This is a genomic window from Edaphobacter bradus, from assembly GCF_025685645.1.
Lineage (GTDB): Bacteria > Acidobacteriota > Terriglobia > Terriglobales > Acidobacteriaceae > Edaphobacter > Edaphobacter bradus.
Genome location: NZ_JAGSYF010000002.1, coordinates 378,242 through 399,604, shown reverse-complemented (window position 1 = coordinate 399,604; position 21,363 = coordinate 378,242). Strand labels below are relative to the sequence as shown.

The following is a 21,363-nucleotide window of genomic DNA, read 5'->3' as shown; positions in this document are numbered from 1 at the left end:
GGATTGTGTGTAGATGGGCCGGAATCAGTCGCCTGCCGACACGGTGAGTTGTGAGTCGTACAGAGCTGATTCTATGGTTGCCTCGAACTGCTCCTCCTCGGTGGAGCCAGGCAGCGCGCGGGTGGAAGTCTCGCCGGCGGCAATAGTATTGGCGACGTCGTCAAAGTAGCCGGTGCCGACGAACCGCTGATGCTTGACGGCTCCGTAGCCGAACTCCGCCATCTCGAACTCCCGTTGCTGCAGCTTAGAGTAGGCTGACATTCCTGTGCGCGCGTACTCCCGTGCAAGCTCGAAGATCGAGAGGTTCAGCGCGTGGAACCCGGCGAGCGTAACGAACTGAAAACGATAGCCCAACTCGCCGAGTTCGCGCTGGAACTGCGAGATCTCCCACTCATTCAGCTTGGCCCTCCAATGGAAGGATGGAGAACAATTATAGGCCAGCAGCTTGCCGGGAAACCTGCTGTGGATGGCCCTGGCGAACCGTCTCGCCTCCTTGAGATTTGGCTCGGAGGTTTCGCACCAGATCATGTCGGCGTAGGGAGCATAGGCGAGGGCGCGTGCAATTGCGGCGTCGAGTCCGCCGCGGAAGGCGAAAAAGCCTTCGATGGTACGCTCACCGGTAATGAAGGGCGCGTCGATGGGGTCGCAGTCGCTGGTGATGAGATGGGCGGCATTTGCGTCGGTGCGCGCGATCACAAGGGTCGGCACATCGAGGACGTCGGCGGCCAGTCGTGCCGCGACCAGCTTCTGGATGGCCTCGCGCGCGGGAACGAGCACCTTGCCGCCCATGTGGCCGCACTTCTTTGCGGAAGACAGCTGGTCCTCGAAGTGGACGGCCGCGGCGCCGGCTTCGATCATCCCCTTCATCAGCTCAAAGGCGTTGAGTGTGCCTCCGAATCCGGTCTCGGCGTCGGCGACGATGGGCAGCATCCAGTCGATGGAGCTGTTCTTTTCGGCGTACGCTATCTGGTCGGCTCGCATCAACGCATTGTTGATCGCGCGGACGACATTTGGGACGCTGTTTGCCGGGTAGAGGCTCTGGTCGGGGTACATCTGCCCTGCAAGATTGGCGTCCGCGGCGACCTGCCAGCCGCTGAGGTAGATGGCCTTGAGGCCGGCCTGCGCCATCTCGACCGCCTGGTTGCCGGTGAGCGCGCCGAGCGCGTGAATGTACCTCTCGTGGTGAAGCAGGCGCCAGAGCTTCTCGGCTCCAGCGCGCGCCAGCGAGTGTTCTACGCGAACGGTTCCGCGAAGACGATCGACGTCTGCTGGCTGATAGGTGCGCGTAATGCCCCGCCAGCGCGGAGTATCCCAGGGGTTGGCTGTGGTTGCGTTCTGGATCATCTCTCCGTCTCCTTGATGCGTGGGTTCAGTGCGGCTGATGTTGCGTAGTGCGAGTAAACGCAGTTTTGGTCAGAGAGGCAAGGTGTGGTCGTCCGATTCGGACGAGTGGGACATGACGCCCAGGACGCATCAAGCAAGTAGCTACCGTGGTACGACCAATGAATATTTATGGGTGTTCTACGTTGATTTGGTTAAGGCAGGGGCGAGGAAAATGCTTGAGGAATCCGTCCGTGATACCTTTCTCTCGACCGGATCGGATGACCGCCTTGTGACGGGAGGCAAATGAACCTCGGGAAGCATTCTCTGGACAAACTGGCCGATGCACTGGCGGAGCGGCGCATCGCGGAAGGCGTTGCGATCCTCGATCAGGTCGAGGGCGACCTCGCAAAGCTCAGCCCTGCGCATCCGCGGGCGGCGGAGTTGGTGCTGGTGGTCTCGGAGTGGATCGATGTGGGATACAAGGACCATCGTCTGCTGGACCTGATGCTTGCGAAGTTTCCTCCCGAGGTCCGTCGTAAACTGCCGCTCGAAGATTATCTGCGGATACGGATGAGCGAGGCCTTTCGCGCCTTGTCCACTGACGATGTCGATATCGCGATCGGGATTCTCGACTTTGTGCTTGCGGCGGAGCAGGAGCTGCCGAATCAGAGTGTTGTGGTGCTTGCCTACTTCTGGAGAGGCCGGGCGCATCGCAAGAAGGGTGAGTATGAAGCCGCGCTCAAGGACATCGTCTATGCACGCACGCTTGCCGAACAGGCTCCGGGAGGCGCGATCTCTGCGGCGGTGATTCAGATTCAGGAGGGCTGGGTTCTCTTCCAGAATGGGATGCGCAAGGAGGCCTTGCGTCTGCTGGCTAAGGCGGAAAGTGTTCTCCGGTCGACGGACTACTACATTGCGCTGGGAAATATTGAATCCGCTCGCGGGCGCATCGTGCGGAGGGCGGGTGAGTATGCCAAGGCGCTCGAGCACTTCGACCGCGCTATCGCGATCTACGCCGAAGGGGATCCGAACCATCCAAACCTGGCCCGTACGCTGGTGAATGCCGCTTATGTGAAGCGGCTGCTTGCGCTGCAGTTGCGGCGCAGGATTGATGTGCGGGCACAGAGACACTTGAGAGGAAAAAGCGGTGCCGGTGCAGTGTCTCAAGAGAACGGTCACGGCGGGCTTCGCGCTCGCCATGTGGAGATATGCAACGAAGCGATTGAGCAATTACGGCGTGCCCGAGAGATCTATGCTCTCCATAATCACCTGAACGGCATTGGGTCGGTGATGCTCAACGCGGGGCATCTGCATTTGGACCGAGGAGATATCGACGGGGCGGCGACGAACGCGCTCGAGGCGTACCGACTGGGATTTGAGAAGAGCGATCACATCCTGATGGCGCGTGCTCGCATTTTGCAGGCCACGGCTGAGAATGCGCGAGTGGAAGAACAACTGGGAGAGGACGTCGATATCGCTGTCCATGCGGACACGGCGAAGAAGTTCTGCGAGGAGGCGATTGCGCTTGCGCAGCATACACAGAATCGCCGCCTGCTCGCAGGAGCTTATGTCGCCCGTGGGATGACGGCAGCCAATGACTTCTTTCAGGACTGGGAACTGGCCAAGCGATGCGCGAGCGATGCTGCGAGCCTTACGGGAGCAGGCGATCATGATCATCTGCTTGAGGACCTGGCGACGTTGAAGACAGTGATCATGCAGGCTTCGGGGATCAATGACATTCTCCGTGGGTGGTCTGAAGGGATGCTGGGAGAGAAGACCTTTCAGCAGGTCACGGAGGAGTTTGCCGAGATTGTGATCCCGAAGGTCTGGATTCGCGAAGGAAGGAAGGTTTCCCGGGTAGCACAGTGTCTGTCGATCTCACCCAAGAAGGTGCGCCGCATCCTGAGGAACGCGGGCCTTCTTACGCATGATTGAAGATTGGTCTACGGTGAGATGACGGGGATGAGGCTCGACATCAAAGCGACCCGTCAGTAACCTTTTTCGAAGAATCCGCGTCTGGTGTTATGTACACGTCCGTGTATTCTGGAGCGGCATGAGAGCCATTGGATGGGGTAGGTCTTTGACAGGGCGTCGGTGTGCGAAAGAGGTGTTGGCCATCGGCATTTTGACCCTGTTGTTTCAGGGGAACGAATTGCACGCGCAGCAGACCGCGCCTCGGATTCCATCCGCTATCAATAACCAGAGCCGTTTCACGATTCAGGGATCTCGCCCCGCGATGGCTCGATCTGCAAATGACGCTGGCTTGGTCCCTTCTGATACCAGGCTGCAGGGGATGACGCTTGTCCTCAGCCGTACGGAGGCCCAGGAGGCAGATCTTCAGGCCTTGATTGCTGCGCAGCAGGATCCTTCTTCGTCTCTCTACCACCGATGGCTTACACCGGATGAGTTCGCCGCACGGTTCGGGGTATCAGACTCAGATATTGCCAAGATCGTGTCGTGGCTCCAGGCGCAGGGGTTCTCCATGGAGCGAGTGTCTCGCACGAAAGACCGGATCGTCTTTTCCGGCACGGCATCGCAAGCAGAAGCAGCCTTTGAGACGGAGCTGCATTACTATAAGTCGGATTCCAGGACCGACTATGCTCCCTCGACTGATGTGAGCGTTCCTACGGCTCTCGCCTCATCGGTGAAGACCGTTGCCAATCTATCGAGCTTCCGTCCCAGGCCTCACGTCAAGTTCAAGACCGCACAAAGCGCGCCGACGGCCAACTTTACTTCCAATCAGTCCGGCGGCCACTATATGACGCCAAAGGATGTCGCTACCATCTACGACGTCAATGCAGCCTACAACTCCGCCTACACGGGATCAGGCCAATCCATCGCAATCGTTGGCCAGTCTGCCGTGGTGCTGTCGGATATCGAGAAGTTCCAAAGTGCATCAGGCTTGATGGTGAAGGACCCCACGCTGGTCCTTGTGCCGAGCTCCGGAACGTCAACCGTCAGCTCCGGGGACGAGTCGGAGTCCGATCTCGACCTGGAGTATTCAGGAGCGATTGCCAAGGGTGCGACGATCTACTTCGTCTATGTTGGCAACAATGCGAATTACAGCGTATTTGATTCGCTGCAGTACGCAGTGGATGAGCGAATTGCGCCCATCATCAGCATGAGTTATGGAGCTTGTGAGACTGAGTTCAGCTCCAGTGAATACTCCACGTTGAACAGCATCCTGGCCCAGGCAGCGACACAGGGACAAACGGTGATCGCCGCGAGCGGAGACAACGGCTCGACCGATTGCTACGGTGTCAAGGGCCTGACGCCTGCCCAGCAAAAGGCCCTAGCTGTGGATTTTCCTGCCAGCAGCCAATACGTCACAGGTCTGGGTGGTACAGAGTTTCCTTCAGTCAATGTCTCGTCCTCGAACACGACCTACTGGACCTCCGCAAGCGGCAGCGATGTGATTGGCTCAGCGCTGTCTTACATTCCCGAGCAGGTTTGGAATGATGACTCGTCCTCGTCTGGAATCGCTTCCGGAGGCGGAGGCGTGAGCACCCTGACTGCCAGGCCGAGTTGGCAGACGGGAGTGACGGGAATTCCGTCAGGCAGTTATCGACTCGTGCCGGACATCTCCCTTAGCTCTTCTCCGGAAAACGCCGGCTATCTCTATTGCTCAAGCGACTCCTCGACTGGCATTACGGGAAGTTGCTCTAAGGGATTTCGTGACAGCAACAACACATACCTGACCGTGGCCGGAGGAACCAGCTTTGCTTCGCCGATCTTCGCCGGAATGCTGGCGATCATCAATCAAAAGGTGAACTCAACCGGACAAGGCGTGGTGAATTCCACCCTCTACAGTCTTGCTTCTAATTCCACTACCTATGCGTCGGCCTTCCATGACATTACCAGCGGAGGCAATCAATGTGCCGCGGGCGCGACTTATTGCACGACCTCCGGGACATCGCAGTATGCGGCTGCGACTGGTTATGACCAGGCCTCGGGGCTCGGCTCCATCGATCTCCACAATCTGCTGACGGCATGGCCGACTTCCTCATCGCTGCAGGCTTCCGCAACAACCCTCTCGGCAGCGATAGGGGCTCCCGCCAGCGGTGCGAGCGACGGGATTACGATCACCGTGGCTTCGGCGTTGCCGGCGTCCACGACTACGCCAACAGGGACTCTGAGCATCGTGGTTGATGGAAGCACAGTCGCGTCGTCCCTGGCGCTCACGAACGGGACGGCCACCTATACTTTCTCCTCGACGACGACGGGATCGCATGTCATCCAGGCGACCTACTCGGGAGACTCGGTGTATGCCGCTTCCAGCGGGACGCTCACTCTGGCTGTGGGCTCGTCAGCCGGTTCGTTGAGCAAAAGCTTTACGCTTTCGGCAACCAACGTGGGCGTCTCTGCGGGCAGCTCCGGCACCTCGACGATCACCATTAATCCAGCGAATGGTTACACAGGCACGATCGGCTGGAGCGTCAGCGGCAATTCGTCTTCGCTTTCGAACACGTGCTATAAACTCGCGAATGCGACGGTCTCCGGCACAAGCTCAGTGACCGAAACCATGACGATCTATACCAGCTCGTCGGCGTGTGCGAGTGCATCGCTGGGAGGAGCTAGCGGACTGCGAAGGTTCATTACTCCAGCGGCAACTGTCTCGCAGAGTAGCTCTTATGCGCCAGTCAACTCGAACCCGGGCCGAGGCGGCGTGGCCATGGCCGGGTTGCTATTCGCCAGCCTCATTGGATTTCGGTTTAAGCGAGCACGAACCTTCGCGTGGATCTTCGTTGTCGCGGCCTTCAGCTTTGCAGCGTCGGGCTGCGGCTCTGGAGTCGCAAGTCCGGCAGCTTCTACCTCAAACACGAATGCCGCGAAGGGGAGCTATACGCTGACTCTTACTGGCACCGATACTTTATCGTCATCGATTGGTGCGTCCACAACGCTGAACCTTGTCATCAACTGAGGCCAACTTGCATTTGTCTTAGTCCTGGTGATGGCGCCGGTTGCAAGTGCTGACTCATCTCAACTCGACGTCGAAACCCCTGACGTCGTCAGGAACGATGAAGACTGTAGCGGCCGACGATCCTTCGGCAACCAACGGCTTCGTCCTGCCGTTCACCGAGATCTCGTTTCGCCTCGGAGTCCATCCATAGACCTCGGCGCGAATCTCCTTCCACCACGCGGCATACGAACCTTCGTGCGCCGCGACGTGAAGGTGAAAGCCCTCCTCCGCGGCCTCGCAGGTGAACTTCATCCGCAGGTACGCGCCGTGTTGAAACGCGTAGCTGTTGCCATCGTCCAGATAGAGCTCGCCTTCGCACGCGCTGCCCGCGTAGATGCGAAGCGTCAACGGGCCGCGCGGGGTCTCATGAACGCTCTGGACTACCGGTGCGATCGGCAGAATCGATCCCGCGCGAACATAGACGGGAAGCGACGCAAGCTCCGGATGAACCTGGAGGAACAGCGGAGCGCGGTCTGTCGCACTCGCAGGTAGAGGCGAATTGGCGACAGACTGTTCCTGAGGCTTCGGTACCTTCTTTCCCGTCCAGTAGTCGTACCAATCCGGGGAAGGGAACTCGACTGCATAGTGGTCGAGCTCATCGGGGTAATGCGGTGGCGCGATCAGCAGATTACGCCCAAGAAGAAACTCGCTCGACGCCTCAGGATCGACGTCGATTGGGTGACGATCGGGAACTGCATCCGGAAACTCCAGGAATAGCGGTCGCACCATCGGCAGGCCTGTCCTCGATGTCTCTTCGGCGAGCGTATAGAGATAAGGCAGTAGATGATAGCGCTCCTCGATGAAGCGCCTGCGGATCGACTCCTGCTCCGGACCTCCGATCCATGGCTCCTGATCGCCGGTTCCTTTCTCGGAGTGGTCGCGGTCGACCGGCTGGAAGGCCGCGACCTCCAGCCACTTGGTCAGCAGCTCCGGCGTTGGCGTGCCGGCGAATCCACCAACGTCCGCGCCGCTGAATGCAAACCCGCTGAGCCCGAGGTTCTCGAGCATCGGAGTCGTCATGCGGAGATGATTCCAGCTGCTGCTGTTGTCGCCGGTCCACGTGGCTGCATATCTCTGTCCACCGGCGTAGGTGGCGCGCGTGAGCACGAATGGCCGCAGGTTCGGGTTGAGCGCCTTGAGTCCGTCGAAGGTGGCGCGGGAGTTTTCCATGCCAAGGACGTTGTGTATCTCGGCGTGGGTTGCGGTGCGCCTGGTAAATCCTGGCTCGTCGATACGGTGGATGACGTTCTCGGGGATCGTCCTGGATACGGTGTCGAAGACGGAGGGTTCGTTCATGTCGTTCCAGAAGCCGGCGACGCCCATGCCATAGAAGTCGCGGTAGAGAGTGCCCCACCATGTGCGCGTCTGCGCCCGCACGAAATCGGGAAAGACGCTGGGGCCCGGCCAGACGCGACCGGTGTAGATTGAGCCGTCGGGGTTCTTCACGAAGTGATCGCCGGCTGTGCCGCTGTCGTAGGGAGCGTAGTTCTCCCCCGGCAACATTGCGATATGAAGATCGGTAATGGCAACGACATGAAAATCTTCCGCCTTCAGCTTTGCGATCATCCCGGCAAAGTCTGGGAAGCGCTCGCGGTCGATGGTGAACGGGCGATTCTTCTCCTGATAGTCGATATCGAGGTAGATGGCGTCGGCCGGAATGTGATCGGCCCTGAGATGGTCTGCGATCTCAAGCACGCGCGACTGCGGATAGTAGGAGTAGCGCGACTGCTGAAAGCCCAGCGTCCACAATGGCGGCAGCGGGGGCTTGCCGGTGAGCCACGCGTAGGACTCCACAACCTGCTTTGGAGATGGCCCGTAGAGAACGTAGTAGTCCACCGGGCCATCGACCGCGCCAAACGAGTAGACGCCAGGCAGCTCTTTGCCGAAGTCAAAGCTGCTGCGCCAGGTGTTGTCCAGAAGGACGCCGATTGCGCGGCCAGCGCGATAGCTCATAAAGAAGGGAATGCTCTTGTAAAGAGGATCGGTTGATTCCTGGAAGCGGTACGAGTCAGTGTTCCATAGGGTGAATGACTGATTGATGCGATCCAAGGGGCCGGTCTTGTCGCCGAGTCCGAAGAAGTGCTCCTCGTGAGAGAAGGCTTTATAAAGACGAAACGCGCCCCCCTCGAAACGGGTTGGCCGAGCGTCCTGTTGGAGGGCATTGCCATTGAGGTCGCGAATGGTCAGCGCCATCGTCGACCGGTCGATCTCAACGTGCAGTAGACGAGTACGGAATCCGACGTGGCCTTCGGCAGTCTCTGGCGTGACGGCAACGGAGCTGTGTCGTGCATCGTCCAGCACCGCCCATGAAGCATCTTCCGGTAGCGGACCCTTGCGAGCGATGCGGATGCGCAGCAGATCGTCCCGCAGAGCGGTGATCTCTTCCTCGATCGCATTCTCGCGCACGACGATGCCGTTTGGCAGAGAAGCGGACGCAGTCAGATGATCGAGCAGAACCACAGTGTCCTTCTCTGAAGGGGACTGTGGCCAAAGAGTTTCACTGCTCGGGAAGAATAAAAGCGCGACGGAGAGCGTCATCCAAAAAGAGAAGAAAGATTGCATCACGGTCCCTGAATTTTCGATTTTCAATGTCTCGAAGTTTTTAATACTCGGGTTGAGCTTGTGGTGCGTCACCAGATCGATACTCGATTTCTTCATTGAGCCCTTATGGTTCGTCATCCAGCGAGGAGGGGTGCGAGTCTTTGAGCGCGGTCACGGCGCCTTCCCGCCGCCTTTGCTGGATTGCCTTCATCTGCTCCATCGCGATCGCAGCATTCCTGTCATCACCGGCCTGACGGTAGAGGCGTGCGAGCTGATAGTGAACGCTGCCATCGTCGTCACTCTCGAGCCCTATCTTCAATTCGCTGATTGCTTCCTGTGGCCGGCTAGTCGCTGCGTACACGCGGCCGAGAAGCGCGTGAACATGCGGAAGCATCTGCGGCTTCGCGTTCAATCCTTTCTTCAGAAACGGCTCGGCATCCGGCAGTTCGTGCCGCTCTACAAGAGCCTCCGCCATCAGAAGATTGATCTCCGGATCTTCAGGCGCACGTTCGAGCGCCTTCTGCGCGGCCTCGAACGCCTGATCGACATTTCCATCGCGGAGAGCGGCTGACGCGAGTCCTGCAAGAGCGGCGGGATCACCGGGAGAGAGCGCGAGCGCCTTCTGATACTCTGCCCGCGCATCGCCGTAGCGCTCACGCTGGACGAAGATATCGCCGAGGAGAAGGTGCGTTCTCTCGGAGTTGGGCTCCAACTGCTCGTACCGTTCGAGCGCCTGAAAGGCAAGCCGCTCATTCGACTTGATCGACCAATACAAGGCCTCCATCGACTGCGGAGCCAGAGCGCGAAGCTCTCCGCTGGCTCTCGAGGAGAGCTCTTCGTCTCCGGTAAGAGATGAACACGCAGCAAGAAGGCGCAGCCCACTCTGATTCTTCGTTGCCAGGCTGTTTGCCGTTCGGTCGGCGCACCGCTTATATCGTCCGGAGGCATAGTCCTTTTCGGCCGCAGCAAGTGAAGGAGAAGTAGCCCGCACGCGAGTTGGTACCGCCTGCATCTGTGCAGATTGGCTGCGCAGGTTCGCGGTGAGCAATCCATACAGGCCATCAGGAAGCTCATGCGAGCCATGCTGCCGCGTGAGAAACGAGGCGAAGCTGGACCCGCGGTCCTGCGCCATACCCTCTGCAAAGGCGGAGACATTCGCCTGGAGAAATCCAGGATCGCGGTCCCATAACTGGGCGAGAAGCTTCAGCCCCTCTTCGTTCGAGCCTGCATCGACGCGGAGGCGTGCTTGGCCTAGCAGCGCGAGAGAGCACACCGGCTCACTCTCTGCCGAAAACTGTTGAGCGGCACCTGAGACGTCACGCTGCTTCAGATAAACGAAGCCCAGCTCGCCACGGATGCATGGAGGCTGCTCGCTTGAAGAGAGGACGCTCTTATACAGATCCGCCGCTTCTATATAGCGCGACTGGTTGGCGAGCGAGCCCGCAAAGAGCGCCTTCGCGTAAGGGGAGTTCTGACCCTTCCCCGTCATCGTCCGCGCATCCGCCTCCACCTGATGGAGGTATGCCATCCCAAGCGAGAACCACGCCTGGCTCTGCGCAGGATCGCTGCGCGTGACGTGCGCGAACGCCTGCGCCGCCGCGCCATACTCCTGCAGCGAAGCGTAGGCGCGGCCCAGGGCGAGATACGGCTGCGAATCGGTAGCGTTCATCTTTTCCGCCGCCAGCAGGAGTGGGACTGCTTCTTTTGCCTTTCCGGTCCGGGCATAGTCGACACCAAGAAAGAGTGTGGGGACATACAACTGAGGCTTGAGCCTGCGCGCCTGTTGAAAGCTCCGGATTGCGTCCGCATAGTTCCCCGTCTCATGCTCCATAAGTCCGAGGTTTGCCCATAGCTCCGGAACCTCCGGACGAATCGCGACGGCTTGCTTGTAAGCATTTGCGGCCGCTGCATAGTCGCTGCGGGCCTGCGCTTGTTTCGCAGTTGCCAGCAACGACTCCAGCGTCGTTTGCGGATTCTGCTGGCCGAGTCCTGATTGGGCGGCCAGCAGAATCAGCACGGTTAGTTTGAGACAGATTCTCAAGCGTCGATCACCAATAGAACTTTCCTGCGAATTGTACGGTTCTAGCGGGGAATGCATTTGTTATCTGTCCGAGGCTCGATGCGCATCCTGGTGTGCCTGAATTCGGATCGCAGCCTGTGTAGGTTTCGCCTCCGAACTGAGGAGCATAGAACTGCGGATGATTGAACGTGTTGAACAGCTCAGCACGGAACTGCAGGCGCATGGATTCGCGGAACCGCCAGTTCTTCAAAATCGCCGTGTCCCAGTTCTGATAGCCGGGGCCACGAAGGTAGGAGAAGAAGCGCGGCGCGGTTCCGAATGTCCCGTAGGGAGCGTAAGCGAACGCCCCGGTATTGAACCATTCGTGGATCGATTGGTGCGCTACATGGACGTTGCCGATGACATCTGGTCTCGGACTGCCACCATAGGAGGCGATGTCCGAACCACTGACGCTGATCGGAATTCCCTGCTTGAATGTGGCAATCTGCGAGATCTCCCACCCGCCGACAACGGCGTCGGCGAGACGGCTCATGCCTCCGCCAAAGGCTTTGCCTCGGCCGATCGGAAGCTCGTAGACATAACTCGCAACGAGGTTGTGAGGAATGTCCGAGCCGTCGACGCTCTTCTCGGCGGCGAGGTTGTAGTTGTTTGCCGGTCCAGAGTTGCCAGAGTAGGACCAGGCGTTATTGCCTTCCACGTTATCCAGGAACTTGGAGTAGGTGTAGGAGACAAGCCCTGTTAGACCCTTGCTGAAGCGGTGATTGAAGTTGATCTGCAGCGCGTTGTAGTTCGAGAAGCCAATGTTGGCTCCGTTCTCGGTGACGCCACAGAACTGCGGATAGGGTTGCAGCAATTGCGACTGCACGACCTTAGGCTGGTCGAGAGCGCAACTGCTGTTCCCAGGTGCAATCGCACCGTAGAACGGATTGGGGACGAGGGTGTTGAGCGCCGCCTGTCCCATCGAAAGGTAGCTGGGATTGAGCTGACTGCGATTGATGTTCGCCGTCAGCATATGTGTGCCTTTGTTGCCGATATAGTTGATGTCCAGCATGTCGCTTGGCGTGATGCTCCACTGCAAGCCCACCAGATACTGCTGGACATAGCTCGCGGCGCGCTGACGGAAGTTGCTGCCGACTCCGTACCCGACCTGCTGCATCTCGCCCAGCGCGTTGCCGGTGATTGGAATGAAGCCGTTCGGCCACGGGTTGGTTAGTGTAACGGCAGGGTTTGGGCTGATTGCATTGAGGGTAAAGGGAACGTTCGTCTGGCTGGCAAAGCCGGAGGCACTCGCATCGAAGCAGCAGGAGATCGACGCCGGGTAGAAGATGCCGTATCCACCACGAACTACTACGTTCGGCGCCGCCTGATAGGTGAAACCTACGCGAGGAGCCCAGTTGTTGAAGTTGGTGTCGTAGGAGGCACGCTGCTTGTCTGAAAGAAACTGCAGCGCACCAGGAAGCGTTTTTCCGAGCGCCGTGCCAATCGGGTTGGGCACGTTGGGGTTGAAGACCGACGCCACGTTGTGCCGATAGGTGGGCGCGGTCTGGATCTCGTAGCGAAGTCCAAGGTTCAGCGTGAGCTTCGGAATCGGGTTCCAGTCGTCCTGCAGATACCCTCCGAAGTAGTGGATGGCAACGGCGGGGTTATAGGTCGTTCCGGTCGCGCCGCCATCTACAACGCCGAGCAAGAGCTGAGCCAACCCGTTTCCGGTTGTGAAGCCAGTAGCCGCGTTCGGATCGGGGCCGGTGGTGAATCTTCCGTTGGACGCGAGGTTGGACTGGAAGTAGTTGGCCTGATCGTCCTCCTGCTCGACGAACATGAAGCCGAAGTTCAGCGTGTGACGTCTATGCGTCTTGATGAAGTCGAGTGCGACGCTTCCGATGGGGCCATGATTGGTCACCGTCTCATTGGTCAACGGACCGAGAGGGGATTGGCCGCCGATAGTGACGATTGGGAACTCCGGGCTGTTTTGATCAAGATAGGTCGGAAGGCCGAGACTCGATGGCTTGAACCCTCTGGACTGATTCGTCGAAGTCTCATGCCAGACCTCAACACCCGACATAAGGTTCATGGTGAAGGTCGGGCTGAAGATCTGACTGTACCCGGCCGCGAGGTTATAGCGGTTGTTCGGCCTGGCGTTGCCGGGGCCTGCCGGGTTGCTGGAGCCCCAGTAGTTGGGCGTTCCGGTCTTGAACTCCTCCTTGTAGGAATAGCGGAAGTAGAGACGGGACGCATCATTAATGTTGTGATCCAACCGGATCGTGTACTCGTTCGAGTGGGCAGGGTTAGTTCCGGTCGCGACGAGGTTATTGGTGATTCCGGGGCCTGTCGCCTTGGGATAGTAGCTGGCCAACTTGACCCCAGTGGGATCCATCGGGCCGAGTGTAGTGATGTCGTTGTTCTGGATGGGATCACGAATATAACCCGATCTGGTGGCAATCAGCCCGGTCTTAGGATCGACCTGACCTGCCGTAATGGCACGGGTGCTGCGCGGATCGTAGATCTGACCGAAGTAGATAGGACGGCCTAGAGCATCGACACCCTGTTGCGGCCCCAGAAGCTCAGCGAAGTGTCCCGCGAGGAAGTTCGCATTGGGAACCGTGAAGGTGCTGTTGGCGGGGGTAGACAGGCTGAGGTGCTCATAGAGCCCGAAGATGAAGGTCTTCTCACGCTGCTTGTACAGCTTCGGAATATACAGCGGTCCACCCGCCGAAAATCCCAGCTGATTGCGGTTGAAGTCTGAACGGGCGAGGTGGTTGTGGTTGTTGAACCACAGGTTGGCATCGAGCGTGGAGTTGCGATAGAAGCCATAGACGTCGCCGTGGAAGGCATTGGTCCCCGACTTGGTGACGACGTTGACGACATTGCCCGTGCTCCAGCCATACTGCGCCGTGAACGAGTTGTTCTGGACCTTGAACTCCTGCACGGAGTCCACCGACGGAACATAATCGACCGCGCCCCACTCGGGGTCCGTGTCCCATGCGCCGTCCAGCAGATAGGCCGACGTTCCGAAGAACCCGCCGGCAAAGTTCAGAAATGAGATGTCCTGGTCGGCATCGCCTGTGCTCGGGCCGCCGCCGCCCAGCAGCATCTGGCTCTCCGACGTGTTGTTGACCGAAGAGTTCAGCGTGGCAAGGCCATACACATTCCTGAGGTTCAGAGGAAGCTCCACCACCTCTTTGCCCGGAATGTCCGCCGACAGATTCGCATTCTGGGTATTCAGAAGCGAAGCCTGCTCGCTGACCACAATCTCCTCGCTGACCGAACCTATCGTAAGGGCAACATTCTGGCTCGCCGACTGCGCTGCGTCGAGCACAATTCCCGGCTGTTTATATACCTTGAACCCCTGCGCCTGGACCTCAAGAGCGTAGGTTGCCGGCGGAAGCTGCGTGAACGAGTAGTGCCCGCCCGCGTCAGTTGTCAGCTTCCGAGCGATGCCCTCTTCTACGCTCGACATCTTCACAGTGGCCTGCGGGATGATCGCTCCGCTCGGATCGGTGACCGTGCCGGAAAGTGTCGCCGTTGTGACCGCCAGTTGCGCATCCATCGCCGCAACCCCTAGCCCCAGCAGCGCAAACAGAGTCAGGAATCGACTCCAATCTAATCTTCGTCGTGTCAGCATGGCCTCTCCAGGATTGAATCCATATCTGCTCTCACCGCTTGCGAGCGGGACGCGGACAAAGAACTCAAAGTTTTTTACTTGGGAGGAGCTATAGCTACGCACGGAGGAGCCAAACAAGGTCTTTGCGGCAAGCTATACGTTCTTTACATGAAAAGTTTCTTCAAAACCCCAACTCCATGAATGATTTGCGAGGCTGTATAATTCTCCAACTTCTGGAGGGCCAGTTGCTCGAGACAGTAGTAGGCGCTCATTCGACGCTGAGTAAAGAGGAGAAGACCGCCATCCAGGACCAACTGGAGCGGTTGCTGGCCAATCCCCACTTCAGCCACAGCCGCCGCTTTCCCTCCTTCCTGCGTTACATCATCGAGCGCACACTCTCGGGCCAGACCGATCTCCTAAAGGAGCGAACTCTCGGCATCGAGATCTTTGGCCGGGCGTCAGACTACGACACAGCCTTAGACCCGATCGTGCGTGTGACGGCGGCTGAGATCCGCAAACGAATCGCCCAGTACTATCAGGAACCGGGACACGACGCCGAGCTGCGCATCTCGCTCCCGCCAGGTTCCTACATCCCGCAGTTCGGCTGGCCGCAGACCGCCAGGGAAGAGATGCCCACCGCCGCGAATCCTGTCACTGAACCTGAGGACTCCGCCGTTGGCTCCCACGGGCACGTGGGGCAGTCATCACGTCCGATCTGGCGCAACCTGAGCATCGCCACGGCCGTCGCTCTCGGAATCCTGCTTATCGCCGCGGCTTTGTGGAAGGTCACCCAGCCCTCCACGGCCGGTTCGTTCTGGTCGCCTGTGCTGCACACCAGCGACCCGGTCCTTTTCTGTGTAGCTGATCAAAGCCAATACTCCGCAATCGCGCTTCGTGATGCCCTCAATCCGTCCCACCAGGTGTTGCTCAAGGACAACCTCACGGCGCTTGTGATCGATGATCTCCGCCCCATCGTCAAGATTGCCGGCCTGCTCCAGTCCAACGGGAAGAAGTACAGCCTTCGGGGCGAAGGTAGCACCAACCTCACGGATCTGCGCAACGGACCGAACGTTTTCATCGGCGCCTTCGACAATGCCTGGACCCTGCGCCTGACCCGGTCACTGCGCTACCGCTTTTACAACAATCCTGAGATGACGACCTTCGGCATTGTCGACAACAGCGCGCCATCCCAACCGCGCTGGGTCGTGAATCGTACCGAGCAGATGTCGACCAACAACTATCGCGACTACGCAATAGTCGCCCGGTTCGAGGATGGCACCACGGGTAAGCTGTCGATTGTCGTCGCAGGCATCGGCCGGGGCGGCACGATCGTCGCCGGCGAGTTCCTCACCGATCCTGACGACCAGGCGCAGCTCGCCCGTGCAGCGCTGCTCGCCGGAAAGAAGCAGAACATGGAAATCGTGCTGAGCACGCAGATCATCGACGGCGAGCCGGGAACTCCCAAGATCGAAGCTACCTACTTCTGGTAGAGGCCCGCCTCGCACGGGCGCTGTTCTGCCTGCGCTACATCATCCCGCAGAAGTATTGGTCAGACAGGGCTGCACGCATAGGGTTCTGGTCACTGAATCTCGGTCTGGCATGGATGGTCTTCGCGACACTCTTCCCTCTGGGTATCCTGCAGCTTTATCACTCGATCAGCGTGAGCTACTATGACGCCCGGACGCTGAACTACATCGGCAGCCGCACCAACTCCGTGCTGGAGTGGCTGCGAATGCCGGGCGACTTTGTCTTCATTCTTGGAGGAGCGCTGCCGATACTCTACATATCCTTCCTCGGGATTCGTCATATGCGACCAGCTCCTCCAACGGAAGAGCCTAAAGAGATACTCTTCACCGACGTCGTGGCGGAGGCCAAGGAGCGTTGAGTTATGTCAGGCGTATCTCTCGAATTTATTCTTATGCTCGGATATGCTGTCTCCCTTGCGTTCATCGCACTTCTTCTGGAATGGGCAGCCCGCCATGCTCACCGGCGATCTGTGGGAGCCAGCACTGTCGGATTTACTTATCACGCTGACCGGGACATCTGGATCTGCCCTCAGGACCAGCACCTCTTCCCGGTCTTCTCCGATTCGGCAAAGGGAGTCGTCATTTACCGTGCGCCCGCGACGGCCTGTAACACCTGTAGGAGCAAGGCGGCCTGCACGGATTCAGATCATGGACGCGAGATTGAGCGAAGGGATTTGGATGGATTGGAATTTGGCATGAAACGATTCCATCGCGCTATGTCGTTAACGCTGCTTGTGCTTGCCAGCCTGATCCTGGTTATTGAACTCTTTCGTGCGGGCGGTCTGTATCCGCGGATCGTGCTCGTGTCGGTCCTAACGTTGTTTTGCTTGATCGCTCAACGCCTGTCCGCAAATCTTTCTCAGGGTATTTCGGCCTCATTAGGTTCTGAGGCTGCTGATTTGGCTGCAAATACTCAACCCATATGGGGCAAATTCGCAGTTCCTGGGCAGCCGTAGGAGTTTCGCTGGACATTGCCCGTGACGTTGAGAGATAGCACGGGCCGCTTGGGGCTATACTTCCTGCACCGGGCCCCTTTGCGAGGCGATCATGAGTGCCCGACTGGACGATTCGCCGAAATCACAGCCATCTCCCCCCTCACCGCGGGAAGCGGCCCTCTCTACGACGCTCTATCAGGAACTGCACAGGCTGGCTGTGCGCAAGATGCACTACGAGCGCGGAGGTCATACGCTGCAGCCCACCGCGCTGGTCAATGAGGCCTATCTGCGGTTGGCCGACTGTTACGACTCGGTGTGTAAGGACCGGGCAAAGTTGCTCGGAATGGCGGCGCACGTCATGCGACACATCCTCGTCGATCACGCCAGGGCGCACCGCGCAGATAAGCGCGGAGGCGGTGCCGTACAGATTACCTTCGACGAGAACCTCGAGGTTGCAGGGCGGTCCGGAGTCGATGTGCTCGCGGTCGACGAGGCGCTGACGCGCCTTGCGGAGTTTGACCCGAGGCAGGCGCGGATCCTCGAATTGCACTTCTTCGCAGGCCTGACGTTTGAAGAGATCGCGCTGCAGCTTGGCGTCTCCGAGCGCACGGTCAAGCGTGACTGGACCATGGCTCGAGCATGGCTACGCCAGGAACTGGCGCCCATGAGATGACCTCCGAACTGTGGCAACGCCTGAAGCCGCTGTTCTACGCCGCGCTGGAACAGGGCGTAGAGGATCGTGCCGCGTTTATCAGGGAGGCATGCGGCGGAGACTCTGAGCTGAGGTCGCACCTCGAGAAGCTTCTGGATGCAGAGGCGCAATCGACCGGCAGCATGGCGAGACCTTTTGCCGCAGTCGCCGACTTCTTTCCGACAAGCGCCACACGCTTTCAGGCAGGGGAGACAGTGCTGGGGCGATTCCGCATTCTCCGGCTTATCGGGCGCGGAGGTATGGGCGAGGTCTATGAAGCAGAGGACTTACAACTAGGAAGAATTGCGCTGAAGACCGTGCGCCGCGAAATCGCACTGTCGGCCGGAGCATTCGACCGGTTTCGCCATGAGGTGCTGCTGGCCAGAAAGATCACCGGTCCCCAGATCTGCCGTATTCACGAACTCTTTCTGCTGCCGGCGAGCGATGGTTATGAGGCGACGGTCTTCCTGACGATGGAGTATCTCGATGGCGTCACACTCGCTGCGCGGCTGGCGAAGGACGGGGCGATGCCCCGGAAGCAAGCACTCCCGGTGGCGCTCGACTTGTGCGAGGGCCTTCGGCTGATTCACGCCGAAGGCATCATTCACCGCGACCTGAAGAGCGCCAACATTATGCTCTGCGCACATGGCACGAGCACGCGCACGGTGCTGATGGACTTCGGGCTGGCCCAGGACTTCGAGGCCGAAGGTTCCGGTCCGAGCGGGGAGTCCATCGCCCCAAACGGAGGGACCACGGCGGGAAGGATCGTAGGCACCCCGGAGTACATGGCGCCCGAGCAGTTTGAAGGCGGCGCCGTCTCGCCTGCCACGGACATCTATTCGCTGGGGATCGTGCTTTACGAGATGATCACGGGCGTCCACCCGTACGCGGGACCTACGCCAATTGCGGCGGCGATCCACCGGGCACGGCATCCCGCGTCTCCGTCCACAATCGTCGCGAAGGTTTCCCCTCAATGGGACCGCGTGATCGAGCGCTGCCTGGAGTACGAGCCGGCGAAGCGCTTTCAGTCCGCAGAAGAGGTCGCGCGCGCGCTGCGGCCCAGTCTTGCTAACCTCCGTTATCTCCACAGGGACCGCCCCTGGGTTTTTGGCGCTGTCTGCGTGCTCGTGTTGGCAGCCGATGCCTGGGGCGGCTTCAACCTTTGGCAGACGCACCATTACTACCGTCCCTCAGTGGAGGCACGCCGCTGGTACGACTCCGGTGTGGCCGCGCTGCGTGAGGGCAACTACGTCAAGGCGACGCGCTCCCTGCAGGCGGCGCTCGCCAAGGAGCCACGTTTCGTGATGGCGCACGCGCGGCTTGCCGAAGCCTGGGCCGACCTCGACTTTCAGGGCAACGCTCAGCAGGAGATGCTGATCGCTGCTCCCGACGCGAGCCGCCTCGCCCCGCTCGATCGCATGTACATGGAGGCGATCCAGACGACAATCACTCGCGATTACTCTCGCGGCGCCGAGCTCTATGGGCGGATCCTGGACCACCTGCCGCCGCCGGAGAAAGCGGCGGGCTATGTCGACCTAGGCATGGCTTACGAGCGGGCTGGCGACCCGGCCCACGCGCTCGAGAACTATGCCAACGCTGCACGGCTCGATGCGGACCACCCTGCCTCCTTCATGTATACGGCTGTCCTCCAGAGCCGCCTCCATCATGTTCCGGAGGCGAACCAGGCCTTTCAGCGCGCCGAAAAACTCTTTACTGCGGAGATGAACGAAGAAGGGCTCGCCGAACTGGACTATGCGCGAGGCTATGCGGTGAACGAAGCAGGAAATTTAAGCGAGGCGAAGCAATATCTTGAGCGCTCTCTCGCCGAGGCGAAGAAGATTCCCAGCGTCCAACTGGAGATTCGCGTCCTGACGCAACTCAGCAGCGCGGCCTACTGGACTGACGCCAACCAGGCGGCGAAATATGCCGAGGAATCCATTCGCCTCGCTCGCGAGAACCAACTCGACGCCTGGGCCGCAAACGGCATGGTGCGCCTCGCAAGCGCGAAGATACACCAGGGAAAGCTCGATGAGGCTGAGGATGCCCTTCAGGAGGGACTCCGGCTTGCACATCAGACTCAGCAGCTACGTTCTGAGGCGTTGGCGAACCTCACACTTGCGAGTCTCATGGACCAGAAGCAACTACCTGACAAGGTGATTGGGCCGGCGCAGTCTGCTCGGGACTACTACCAGAAGAACGGCTTTTTTGTGAATACTGCAAGTGCCTCTATTCTTCTTGCCCGTGCGCAGCGGGAGAAGGGTGAGTATCAACAGGCCTTGGAGACAGGCAACGCCTTAGTTGCTTTGTCCACTCGCTCCGGCGTACGGCCGCTGATGATGCAGGGGGAGGAACTCGTTGGTACCGTCTTGCTTGAAATGGAAAGATACCCTGACGCATTGTTGCACTTCGAGAAGGCGAAGTCGCTCGCCGACAACCCTACTGGAAGGATGTACGAGGTGGTACACACGGCTAACACACTCTGGAGACTCGGACGCTACTCAGACTCCGACGCACTACTTCAGGAGGCCGCTCCGAACGACGTCCTTGCGGCAAGGATGGCCGGAATCCGCACGCGGTCGCTTCTAAGCCGCGGGAAGTATAGAGAAGCTCTCTCATATAGTCAGTCCATGACAACCAGATATCCCAATCTATCTGTGTCTCATCGGCACGAGGCTGCATTCGACAGAGCGATCGCCGAAGCTCACCTCGGAATGAAAATGCAAACGATTGCAGATTTGGAGAACCTGAAACGATATCAGGCTGGGAATGCCGCAGAGGAAGCGACGCAAGACATGAAGATAGCGGAGATCAGCCTGAACGTTGGGCTGGCCCAGCAGGCCCGCGACAGGGCGGTAAAAGCGGCGCAGCACTTTGCCTCCACCGGTCAACTAGACTCCGAGCTGCAGAGCTCCTGCATTGCGGCAGCCGCTTCAAAAAAGCTGGACGATCCGGTCCAGTTCAATAGCTACTCCAGGAAAGCTGTTGACATCTTGTTGCAAATCCAACAGACTTGGAGCGCTCAGGAGTACCAGAGCTACCTTTCCCGGCCCGACATTCGAACACTAGTGGCAAAGATCCCGCGAGGAGATCTTTCCAATCGGAGGTCCCATGGAGCAGAGTAGTTTTGTAAAGGCAGCTACGTGGACAGTCGCGATTTTGGCGATTGTTCTTGTTATCTATCCAAGCAAGGTCTTAGCTTTCCAGGGTTCCCCTGTTACGATTACCGGCGGGAGCATTCGTGTGAATGCAACTACGCCACAGTCATGGTCATCTGGTACAGAAACGATTCCCGTCACGGGGAAGCAGAATGGACAGCTGTTCTTCGATGGGGTTCAAAATTTCCCATCTTCTCAGAGCCTTTCTGGCTGGGTAATGAAGATCTCCAACAAGAAACGAGATGGAACGGAAAAAGCCGACGCGATAATAATTTGCTCCAGTTCAGATTGCGGCGGTAATTCATTTGACCCGAATAAAGTCTATCTGCATGTCCGGGCAGGTTCGCGGTGGGAAAAAGTCAGCAGTACGGAGCTTAGTTTCCACGACAGTGAATGCGGTGGCCAAAGCAAGGACTGCGACGTTCTCGTTAGAGTCAAAGTGGAAGGCACAGATAACTCGGGAAGACACTGGGTGCAGAGCGGCAAGTGCAGCCGTAATGGCGATGATGGACATTGCCAGATCGGGATTGGGCCGCGGCAGTGATCAATGCATTTTGGGTCCCCTCGGTCCGTTGTTTGCGATCGGAACCTACGTCATAGATGCCGAGCTA

The 21,363-nt window shown here is 58.9% G+C and carries 12 protein-coding genes; 8 read left to right on the top strand and 4 right to left on the bottom strand.

Features of this window, described 5'->3' with window-relative positions:
- Positions 1-24: 24 nt before the first annotated feature.
- Positions 25-1,344, bottom strand: coding sequence for an isocitrate lyase (gene aceA / locus OHL16_RS07740; RefSeq protein WP_263366540.1), 1,320 nt, complete (start codon positions 1,342-1,344; stop codon positions 25-27).
- A 282-nt stretch (positions 1,345-1,626) separates the two neighbouring features.
- On the opposite strand from aceA, the gene OHL16_RS07735 reads away from it, so the two are divergent.
- Both OHL16_RS07735 and OHL16_RS07730 read left to right on the top strand, forming a co-directional pair.
- Positions 1,627-3,258 (top strand): tetratricopeptide repeat protein, encoded by a 1,632-nt coding sequence (locus OHL16_RS07735; RefSeq protein WP_263366539.1) that lies wholly within the window; start codon positions 1,627-1,629, stop codon positions 3,256-3,258.
- 118 nt (positions 3,259-3,376) lie between these two features.
- Positions 3,377-6,244, top strand: a complete 2,868-nt coding sequence (locus OHL16_RS07730) for a protease pro-enzyme activation domain-containing protein (RefSeq protein ID WP_317891047.1) — start codon at positions 3,377-3,379, stop codon at positions 6,242-6,244.
- A 54-nt stretch (positions 6,245-6,298) separates the two neighbouring features.
- On the opposite strand, the gene OHL16_RS07725 is transcribed toward OHL16_RS07730, so the two are convergent.
- The 3 genes from OHL16_RS07725 to OHL16_RS07715 all read right to left on the bottom strand — a co-directional run bounded on the left by OHL16_RS07725 (position 6,299) and on the right by OHL16_RS07715 (position 14,466).
- Positions 6,299-8,743: a glycoside hydrolase family 31 protein gene (locus OHL16_RS07725; protein WP_263366537.1), complete on the bottom strand. Its 2,445-nt coding sequence runs from the start codon at positions 8,741-8,743 to the stop codon at positions 6,299-6,301.
- A gap of 205 nt (positions 8,744-8,948) precedes the next feature.
- Entirely contained in the window at positions 8,949-10,865 is a 1,917-nt protein-coding gene (locus tag OHL16_RS07720) for a tetratricopeptide repeat protein (protein WP_263366536.1), read from the bottom strand.
- 7 nt (positions 10,866-10,872) lie between these two features.
- Positions 10,873-14,466, bottom strand: coding sequence for a TonB-dependent receptor domain-containing protein (locus OHL16_RS07715; RefSeq protein ID WP_263366535.1), 3,594 nt, complete (start codon positions 14,464-14,466; stop codon positions 10,873-10,875).
- Positions 14,467-14,690: 224 nt separating this feature from the next.
- Here OHL16_RS07715 and OHL16_RS07710 point away from each other — a divergent pair, with 224 nt between their 5' ends.
- From OHL16_RS07710 to OHL16_RS07685, 6 genes are all read left to right on the top strand, one after another.
- Positions 14,691-15,935 carry a hypothetical protein gene (locus OHL16_RS07710; RefSeq protein WP_263366534.1) on the top strand — a complete coding sequence of 415 codons (1,245 nt, stop codon included), beginning with the start codon at positions 14,691-14,693 and terminating at the stop codon, positions 15,933-15,935.
- A 113-nt stretch (positions 15,936-16,048) separates the two neighbouring features.
- Positions 16,049-16,330 carry a hypothetical protein gene (locus OHL16_RS07705; protein ID WP_263366533.1) on the top strand — a complete coding sequence of 94 codons (282 nt, stop codon included), beginning with the start codon at positions 16,049-16,051 and terminating at the stop codon, positions 16,328-16,330.
- 3 nt (positions 16,331-16,333) lie between these two features.
- Positions 16,334-16,927 carry a hypothetical protein gene (locus OHL16_RS07700; RefSeq protein WP_263366532.1) on the top strand — a complete coding sequence of 198 codons (594 nt, stop codon included), beginning with the start codon at positions 16,334-16,336 and terminating at the stop codon, positions 16,925-16,927.
- A 91-nt stretch (positions 16,928-17,018) separates the two neighbouring features.
- The gene (locus OHL16_RS07695; RefSeq protein WP_263366531.1) at positions 17,019-17,579 is read left to right on the top strand and encodes an ECF-type sigma factor; all 561 of its coding nucleotides are present in this window, start codon (positions 17,019-17,021) and stop codon (positions 17,577-17,579) included.
- Complete coding sequence (locus OHL16_RS07690) at positions 17,576-20,719, top strand: serine/threonine-protein kinase (protein ID WP_263366530.1); 3,144 nt, start codon at positions 17,576-17,578, stop codon at positions 20,717-20,719. The genes OHL16_RS07695 and OHL16_RS07690 overlap by 4 nt, the downstream gene beginning before the upstream one ends.
- Positions 20,706-21,296: a hypothetical protein gene (locus OHL16_RS07685; RefSeq protein ID WP_263366529.1), complete on the top strand. Its 591-nt coding sequence runs from the start codon at positions 20,706-20,708 to the stop codon at positions 21,294-21,296. Before OHL16_RS07690 ends, OHL16_RS07685 begins: the two co-directional genes overlap by 14 nt.
- The last annotated feature ends 67 nt before the right edge of the window (positions 21,297-21,363 follow it).